Raw genomic sequence first — 9,034 nt, forward strand, 5'->3', positions numbered from 1 at the left:
GATTAGGGTATCCTATTCTTGATTGGAGATTTCTAATACAAGAAAATGAAAGCGATTACAGGTCGTAGAGAAAGGAGCCAATGGAAATCGCTCAAGAAAAAGAAAAATACCATACAAGGAGGTCAAGATGAAGGGTCATCTATTTGAAAAGAAAGAACGATTTAGTATACGAAAATTCAGTGTGGGAGTTTGTTCCGCATTGATTGGGTTAGCATTTTTAGGAACAGGTGCTGTCTCTGCAGATGAGACGGTTTCTACTAGTGAACAACCCTTGGAAAGCTCTTCAGCAACGACCGATGATGTCAATCATTTGGTGAGAGAAGCTGGCGTCTATACTGCAGATGCGGCACTTCCTACGGCTGATCCTGCAAAACCGGCCACAGAAGCGGTCACTCCAGAGGCTAGTCCTACAAGTACAGAAGCTAGCTCGACGACTACAGATCATCCAGCTGTTTCAGAGACTGAAAAACCGAAAGCTGCTGCAGAAAAAGTGGCTGATTTACCAACCAATGAAGAAAAACAATTAAGACCCAAAGAAGTTAAGTTCGATACCTGGGACGATCTCTTGAAGTGGGAACCAGGAAAACGAGTGGATGACGATATGAACAGAGCAAGCGTCCCACTTGCGAGTCGTTTTCAAGGAAAACAAATTAATGAACAAGCCAACCCTGAAGCGAAGATCCAAGCACTGTCAAATATGAACTCCAAAGCAAAGGATCATGCGTCTGTCGGCGGGGAAGAGTTTAAAGCCTATGCTTTTGATTACTGGCAATATTTGGACTCCATGGTCTTTTGGGAAGGACTGGTTCCATCAGCAGATGTGATCGATGCTGCCCACCGAAATGGGGTTCCTATTTATGGAACACTCTTTTATAACTGGTCTAGCAGCATCAAGGATCAAGAACATTTTGCAGAAACCTTGAAAGAAGATAGGGAAGGGTCTAAGACCTTCCCGATCGCGCGTAAATTAGTCGAACTTGCCAAGTACTATGGCTTTGATGGTTACTTTATCAACCAAGAAACAACCGGAAATCTTGTAGAACCATTGGGTCCAAAATTGAGAGATTTTCTTCTTTATACCAAGGAATATGCGAAAAGTCTGAACTATCCGATTAAGTATTCCTGGTATGATGCTATGACCTATGAATATGGCCGTTACCATGAGAATGCGCTGGGAGAATACAACTACAATTTCATGCAGCCAGAAAATGGGGAAAATCCAGTTGATACCTTCTTTGCTAACTTTAACTGGGGCAAATCAGAAGTGGATTATTCCATCAGTACAGCCAAATGGATTCATCGGAATCCTTATGATGTTCTAGCTGGACTTGAGCTCCAAAAAGGAGGCTCTTATAAGACTAATGTAGACTGGAATGCCATTTTAGATGAACATGGCAAGTTGCGTCTATCTCTTGGTCTTTATGCGCCAGATACCATTACAGGTCTAGGAAAGACTGGAGAAGGATACCATACCCATGAAGATCTATTCTGGACAGGTTTCCAAGGAGATCCGACTAAAGGAAAACCAGCAGACCAATCTTGGTACGGTATGTCCAATCTAGTAGTGGACAAAACTCCTATTACAAGTGAAGATTTCAATACTTCCTTCAATACTGGTCACGGAAAACACTGGTTTGTCGATGGCAAGATTTCTAAAGAAGGGGAATGGAACTACCGTTCTGTTTCTGGCTACCTTCCGACCTGGCGTTGGTGGGTAGAGCATAGTGAAGATAGTACGCCATTGAAAGGCCACTATGATTTTGATCAAGCCTACAATGGAGGAAATTCTCTAGCCTTCGAAGGAGATTTAAAAGCCAATAGCAGTCAAAATGTCATGCTCTATTCGACCAAGATTCCTGTGACAGAAACGACAAAATTGAGCGTCAGTCATAAAGGTGGGATCGGAGCTACTGCCTGGGTAGCTGTTGCCACCAAAGAAGACTACTCTGAATACGAATGGAAAGAATTGACACCGAGTGCGGATTGGTCTACTCAAACCTTTGATTTGGGAAGTTTGGCTGGCAAGACCATTTATGCTGTGAAGATGTTCTTTGACCATAATACGGATGTTAAAGACTACAAATTTAATCTCGGCCAATTGTCGATTACGTCCAACCAAGAGAAACCAGCTACTCCAGCAGAAGTATCCGTTCGGGCAAAACGTCTACAAAATGCGCAAGAAGCAGAAGCAGTCCTCAATTTTAAAGGGGTAGCAGATGCGGATTATTATGAAGTCTATGAAAAAGATGGCGACAACTGGCGTCTTTTAACAGGGTCTTCTGCGACAACCGTCTATCTTCCAAAAGTTAGCCGTTCAGCAAGTGCTGAAGGAACCACTCAGGAACTCAAGGTTGTGGCAGTTGGAAAGAATGGTCAACGTTCAGATGCGGGAACTGTAGCTTTTGATTGGGGCATGACCGTGTCAGATACCAGTCTACCAAAAGCTTTAGCGCCAAACGTAGTCATTGGAGCCAAAGTGATCGGTTCGAGCTTCCCAGATGCGGATGGTAGTGAAGGCATTGAAGGCATGTTAAATGGGACCATTACCAGTCTTTCAGATAAATGGTCTTCTGCTCAATTGAGTGGAACCGTCGATATCCGCTTGACACAACCTCGAACCATTGTTCGTTGGGTGATGGACCATGCTGGTGCTGGTGGAGAATCTGTCGATGATGGCAAGATGAATACCCGTGACTTCGACCTTTACTACAAGGACGAAGCCGGTGAGTGGAAATTGGCCAAGGAAGTTCGTGGCAATAAAGCCCATGTATCTGACATTACACTGGATCATCCGATCAAGGCTCAAGACTGGCGTCTCCATGTCATTACAGCAGATAACGGCACCCCATGGCAAGCCATCCGGATTTACAACTGGAAGATGTATGAAAGTCTGGATACTGAAACGGTCAACATCTCGATGAAACATGCTGCAGCGCAAAACTTAGGTAATCATTTTGTCCAAGTCGGTTTCAAAGATGTTCCAGCTAATACTACTCTGACTCTTTATGCCGATAAAGAAGCCACTAGTCCAATTGCGACTATGACAGCCGATCAAGCTGGAAATCTCATCTTTAAACCGCTCGCTTTTGAATCAACCCCATCTCTTCTTTACTATCGCGCGCAAGTTCCTGGTAAAGATATCAGTAATGTTTTGGCGATCGAAGTTCCAAAGAATGATAAAGAAATTGCGGGACTTCAATTTGAAGATGGATTGACCAAGAAGGTCTACCGGGAAGGCGATGCCCTTTCCTTGAAAGGGGCAACTCTCCGCGTTCATTATAAAGATGGCCAAGCAGATCAGCTGGTCAACCTCACCAACTCAGGTGTAGAGATTCATGGATTTGATAGTAGCAAGCTGGGAGAACAACACCTAGAAGTCTCTTACCTTGGTCAGAAATTGGATAAGACCCTCACTGTTTTTGTGGTCAGTGCAGAAGAAGCAGGTGAAAAAGCAGTTGCTGGTCTAGAATTGACCGACAAACCAAAAGTGGAATATATTGTCGGAGAGGCATTGGAGAAAGAAGGCGGACGCTTTACAGTCGTCTTTGAAGATGAAACGACCGAAACGCATGCCTTGACAGATGAAGGTGTGGAAGTAACTGGCTTTGATACGACTAAGGAAGGTCGTCAAACCATCACGGTCCATTACAAAGGAGCTAGCACAAGCTTTGATGTCCTCGTGAATCCAAAACCAGCTCTCAACGATGAATACCTTAAGCAAAAATTGGCTGAAGCTGAAGCTGCAAAAGCCAAAGTAGACTTTACTTTTGCGACTCCTGAAGTCAAAGAAGCTTTGCTAGCTGGAATGGTTGCTTCTGAAAAAGTCTTGAAAGAGCATGATACCAGCACACAAGATCAAGTCAATGAGCAGTTGAACCAATTGACCGCTCTCTTGAAAGCCTTGGATGGTCAAGCCAATCTAACAAAAGAAAAAGAAGCTCTTTCTGCCCTAACAACTGAAGCGACCGCTCTATTAGCAAGCAAGCCAAATCACCCTTCTGGTGACGCTTTGCAGGCACTCCTGGAGAAAAATAAAGAACTCCTAGCTTCTTCAGAGCTCACTCCTGAAGCGCTTGGAACAGCTAAGACAGGTCTAGAGACCTTGATTGCGCTCCTGAAAGAAGATAAGCCAGCGGTCTTTATAGACCCTGCGACTGGAGTCGAAGTTCAATTCTCCAACTTAGAGCCAACCGTTGTCAAAGGACTGAAAGTCGCAAAAGTTGAAGCCAATCAGGCAGAAAAAGAAGAGCTGAAGGGTCGAGAAGGAATCGTCTTTGATATTGAAGGCGTGGATGCCAGCGGTCAAGATATTGATACCCACCATCCATCCCTTGTGAAAATCCCTGTGGATAAGGATAAAGAAGTGGAGCAAGTTCTCTTCTTCCCAGAAGGTCAAGCTCCTCAATCCTTGGCCTTTGAGAGAGTTGGAGATGTAGTCATCTTTACAGCTCCTCACTTTACTCACTATGCGATTGTCTATAAACCAGCACAAACGGAAGGACCAGATCAACCGATCCAACCAGAGGAACCGGCTAAACCTGATCAGCCTGTTCAACCAGCTCAACCAAATCAACCAGTCCAACCAGCTGCCCCAGTAACTCCGGATCCAGCTAATCCATTGAAGCCTACAGAGTCTTCTCAAGTGGATCAGTTGGCCCCAACGACTTCTACTCAAGCGGGTCATCAGGAGGAAGAACACAAGGATATGGTCGATCAAGAGATCCATCAGTTGTTAAGTGCCCACCAAGGAGCGAACTCACAGCCAACAGTTCAGCAAGGAACAAAAGATGCCAGCAAAGAAAGTCAATCGGAACACTTGCCAAATACGGCAAGCCTAGAAGCTTCCTATGCAGCTGAAGCTGTTCTCCTAGCAGCCTTAGGCGGCTTCCTCTTGGCTGGTAAGAAGAAAGAAGAGTAAGTCTTTTACAGGATTCTTTCGTTCACTTAAAAAGTCACTCTCAAAAAACCTCTCTGGTGAAAACCAGAGAGGTTTGATCTTGTATTTAGAAGTGTCGTTCGGATCCTGTGAATTAGAGGGGAAAAGCATTGGATTTTTCTACCTCTTTTACAGCTTTTGTGATATAATTATCATGTATTAAAAAAAGAAGGAGTCATATCTAATGGCAAAATTGACTGTTAAAGACGTTGACTTGAAAGGGAAAAAAGTTCTCGTTCGTGTTGACTTCAACGTTCCTGTAAAAGATGGCGTGATCACTAACGATAACCGTATCACTGCAGCTCTTCCAACTATCAAGTACATCCTTGAACAAGGTGGACGTGCAATCCTCTTCTCTCACCTTGGACGTGTAAAAGAAGAAGCAGATAAAGAAGGTAAATCACTTGCTCCTGTAGCTGCTGACTTGGCTGCTAAATTGGGTCAAGAAGTTAAATTTATCCCAGGTGTTACACGTGGTGCTGAATTGGAAGCAGCTGTTAACGCTCTTGAAGATGGACAAGTTCTCTTGGTTGAAAACACTCGTTTCGAAGATGTTGATGGCAAGAAAGAATCTAAAAACGATCCTGAACTTGGTAAATACTGGGCATCACTTGGAGATGGTATTTTCGTAAACGATGCCTTCGGTACTGCTCACCGTGCACACGCATCTAACGTTGGTATCTCTGCAAACGTTGATAAAGCTGTTGCTGGATTCCTTCTTGAAAACGAAATTGCTTACATCAAAGAAGCAGTTGAAGCTCCAGAACGTCCATTCGTAGCTATCCTTGGTGGATCTAAAGTATCTGACAAGATCGGTGTTATCGAAAACTTGCTTGAAAAAGCTGATAAAGTCCTTATCGGTGGTGGGATGACTTACACATTCTACAAAGCACAAGGTATCGAAATCGGTAACTCACTTGTAGAAGAAGACAAATTGGATGTGGCGAAAGCTCTTCTTGAAAAATCAAACGGCAAATTGATCTTGCCAGTTGACTCAAAAGAAGCGAACGCATTTGCTGACTACACTGAAGTGAAAGACACTGAAGGTGAAGCAGTAGACCCAGGTTTCCTTGGTTTGGATATCGGTCCTAAATCAATCGCTAAATTCGACCAAGAATTGACTGGTGCGAAAACAGTTGTATGGAACGGACCTATGGGTGTATTTGAAAACCCTGACTTCCAAGCTGGTACAATCGGTGTGATGGACGCTATCGTGAAACAACCAGGCGTTAAATCAATCATCGGTGGTGGTGACTCAGCTGCTGCTGCGATCAACCTTGGCCGTGCAGACAAATTCTCATGGATCTCTACTGGTGGTGGTGCTTCTATGGAACTCCTTGAAGGTAAAGAACTTCCAGGATTGGCTGCTCTTACAGACAAATAATCTAAATAGAATGAAAGAGGCTGGGACAAAAGTCCTAGCCTCTTAATTATTTTTGGATTGTCGAGCAAGACGCAGTGGTTGAGTGGGTTCTACTACGCTGATTTCATTAGCTTTTACAGCCCTACTCAACTGTGCGGAGGTGGGACAACGAAATCGAATTCTAACGAATTACCGATTTCTGTCCCGCTCTCTTTTTTTCTTTCTATTGATATCTGTTCTCTCCTTTCTGAAAATATGGTAGAATAATAGAAATAGAAAGATAGGTGACCATGGATTACTTTAAACGACACAAATTTGATTGGTCCAAATTCCGTTTGGGGATGAGAACCTTTAAAACAGGGATTGCCGTTTTTATTGTACTACTTATTTTTGGAATATTTGGCTGGCGAGGCCTTCAGATCGGGACGTTGACAGCTGTTTTTAGTTTGAGGGAAGACTTTGATAAGAGTGTCCACTTCGGGGCTTCGCGTGTCATGGGCAACAGCATCGGAGGTTTTTATGCCGTATTGTTCTTCCTTTTAAAAACGCTCTTTCATGGGGCGTATTGGGTGACTCTGATTTTTGTACCTATTGCGACCATGTTAACCATTATGACAAATGTCGCTATGAATAATAAAGCAGGAATTATCGGAGGAGTTTCGGCAATGCTGATCATTACCCTCTCGATTCCTAACGGAGAAACCTTCTTGTATGTTTTTGCCCGAATATTTGAGACCTTTATTGGCGTTTTCGTTGCGATTTTGGTCAATTCGGATGTGGATCGCATTCGCGATTTTCTCAAGAAATACAAAAAACCTATGTAAGATTATATAACATTTAATCTTGACATAGATTTTTTTTTCGATATAATAGAATAGAAAGAGGAATGGTATGAAGGAAAAGGAATTACGACGCTCGCTGGCAGTCTTTCCGATTGGCAGTGTTATGAAGCTGACCGACTTGACAGCTCGCCAGATTCGTTATTATGAAGATCAGGGATTGATTTCTCCCGATCGGACAGAAGGCAATCGCCGCATGTATTCGTTGGACGATATGGACCGCCTACTTGAGATCAAAGATTATATCTCAGATGGCTTCAATATTGCGGATATTAAGAAGAAATATGCGGAAAAAGAGCAAGAGCAAACCAAGGTTGTCAGTCAAGAAGAGATCCGTAAGGCTCTTCATCGTGACATTCTTCAGCAAAGTCGCTTCACATCTTCCCCATCGCCATATGGTCAATTTCGTTGATCATTTCATATGCTTGTAATCTATTTTAAGGAGACAAAAATGTCAATTACTGCTGCAGATATTCGCCGTGAAGTAAAAGAAAAAAATGTTACTTTTATTCGCTTGATGTTCTCTGATATTTTGGGAACCATGAAGAACGTCGAAATTCCAGCTACCGATGAGCAACTGGACAAGGTTCTTTCAAACAAAGCCATGTTTGATGGTTCTTCTATCGAAGGATTTGTCCGTATCAACGAGTCAGACATGTATCTTTACCCAGATTTGGATACATGGACAGTCTTCCCTTGGGGAGATGAAAATGGTAGCGTAGCTGGCTTGATCTGTGATGTCTATACGACAGAAGGGGAACCATTTGCAGGAGACCCACGTGGCAACTTGAAACGTGCCCTTCGTCATATGGAAAAACTTGGATTCAAATCCTTTAACCTTGGCCCAGAACCAGAATTCTTCCTCTTTAAGTTGGACGAAAATGGAGATCCAACTCTTGAAGTAAATGACAAAGGTGGCTATTTTGACTTGGCTCCAACAGACCTTGCAGATAACACTCGTCGTGAAATCGTAAATGTCTTGACCAAGATGGGCTTTGAAGTAGAAGCTAGCCACCACGAAGTAGCCGTTGGTCAGCATGAAATCGACTTTAAGTATGACGAAGTTCTTCGCGCTTGTGACAAGATCCAAATCTTTAAACTCGTTGTGAAGACCATCGCTCGTAAACACGGCTTGTATGCAACCTTTATGGCCAAACCAAAATTTGGAATTGCCGGATCAGGTATGCACTGTAATATGTCTCTCTTTGACCAAGATGGCAACAATGCCTTCTTTGATCCAGAAGATCCACGTGGAATGCAATTGTCAGAAACTGCTTATCACTTCTTAGGTGGTTTGATCAAGCATGCCTACAACTTTACAGCCGTGACCAACCCAACCGTCAACTCTTATAAACGTTTGGTTCCTGGATATGAAGCACCCGTTTATATCGCTTGGGCAGGTCGCAACCGTTCCCCTTTGGTACGTGTACCAGCCTCACGTGGGATGGGAACTCGTTTGGAATTGCGCTCCGTAGACCCAATGGCCAATCCTTATGTAGCCTTGGCAGTCTTGCTTGAAGTCGGCCTTCACGGGATTGAAAATAAAATCGAAGCACCTGCTCCGATCGAAGAAAATATCTATGTGATGACACCGGAAGAACGTAGAGCAGCTGGAATCACAGATCTCCCTTCTACCCTTCACAATGCCTTGAAAGCCTTGACAGAAGACGAAGTGGTGAAAGCTGCCTTGGGTGAACACATCTACACCAGCTTCCTTGAAGCCAAACGAATCGAATGGGCAAGCTATGCGACCTTCGTATCCCAATGGGAAGTAGACAACTATTTAGATCTTTATTAAGAAACAAGAGTAAAGAGGCTAGGACAAAAGTCCTAGCCTCTCAATTATTTTTGGATTGTCGAGCAAGACGCAGTGGTTGAGTGGGCTCTACTACGCTG

5 protein-coding genes are annotated in these 9,034 nt (G+C 43.6%); all 5 read left to right on the top strand.

Annotated features, from left to right (window positions below; all coding sequences use genetic code 11):
* Nucleotides 1-127 precede the first annotated feature (127 nt).
* Nucleotides 128-4,918, top strand: a complete 4,791-nt coding sequence (locus H7T97_RS08680) for an endo-beta-N-acetylglucosaminidase (protein WP_201090054.1) — start codon at nucleotides 128-130, stop codon at nucleotides 4,916-4,918.
* A 202-nt stretch (nucleotides 4,919-5,120) separates the two neighbouring features.
* The gene (locus H7T97_RS08685; RefSeq protein ID WP_003008876.1) at nucleotides 5,121-6,320 is read left to right on the top strand and encodes a phosphoglycerate kinase; all 1,200 of its coding nucleotides are present in this window, start codon (nucleotides 5,121-5,123) and stop codon (nucleotides 6,318-6,320) included.
* Nucleotides 6,321-6,589: 269 nt separating this feature from the next.
* Nucleotides 6,590-7,123, top strand: coding sequence for an FUSC family protein (locus tag H7T97_RS08690; RefSeq protein WP_024055322.1), 534 nt, complete (start codon nucleotides 6,590-6,592; stop codon nucleotides 7,121-7,123).
* Nucleotides 7,124-7,190: 67 nt separating this feature from the next.
* A complete protein-coding gene (locus H7T97_RS08695) occupies nucleotides 7,191-7,550 on the top strand; it encodes a MerR family transcriptional regulator (RefSeq protein ID WP_003008872.1) in 360 nt (119 codons plus the stop codon).
* Between the two features lie 39 nt (nucleotides 7,551-7,589).
* On the top strand, nucleotides 7,590-8,936 hold the full coding sequence (glnA, locus tag H7T97_RS08700; RefSeq protein ID WP_023919214.1) for a type I glutamate--ammonia ligase: 1,347 nt from the start codon (nucleotides 7,590-7,592) through the stop codon (nucleotides 8,934-8,936).
* Nucleotides 8,937-9,034: the final 98 nt, after the last annotated feature.

Origin of the sequence: Streptococcus parasanguinis, assembly GCF_016648925.1 — a bacterium.
Taxonomy (GTDB): domain Bacteria; phylum Bacillota; class Bacilli; order Lactobacillales; family Streptococcaceae; genus Streptococcus.

Excerpts from the sequence above, each read along its gene's own strand:
- H7T97_RS08680 (WP_201090054.1), top strand. The coding sequence starts at position 128 with ATGAAGGGTCATCTATTTGAAAAGAAAGAACGATTTAGTATACGAAAA.
- H7T97_RS08685 (WP_003008876.1), top strand. The coding sequence starts at position 5,121 with ATGGCAAAATTGACTGTTAAAGACGTTGACTTGAAAGGGAAAAAAGTT.
- H7T97_RS08690 (WP_024055322.1), top strand. The coding sequence starts at position 6,590 with ATGGATTACTTTAAACGACACAAATTTGATTGGTCCAAATTCCGTTTG.
- H7T97_RS08695 (WP_003008872.1), top strand. The coding sequence starts at position 7,191 with ATGAAGGAAAAGGAATTACGACGCTCGCTGGCAGTCTTTCCGATTGGC.
- glnA (WP_023919214.1), top strand. The coding sequence starts at position 7,590 with ATGTCAATTACTGCTGCAGATATTCGCCGTGAAGTAAAAGAAAAAAAT.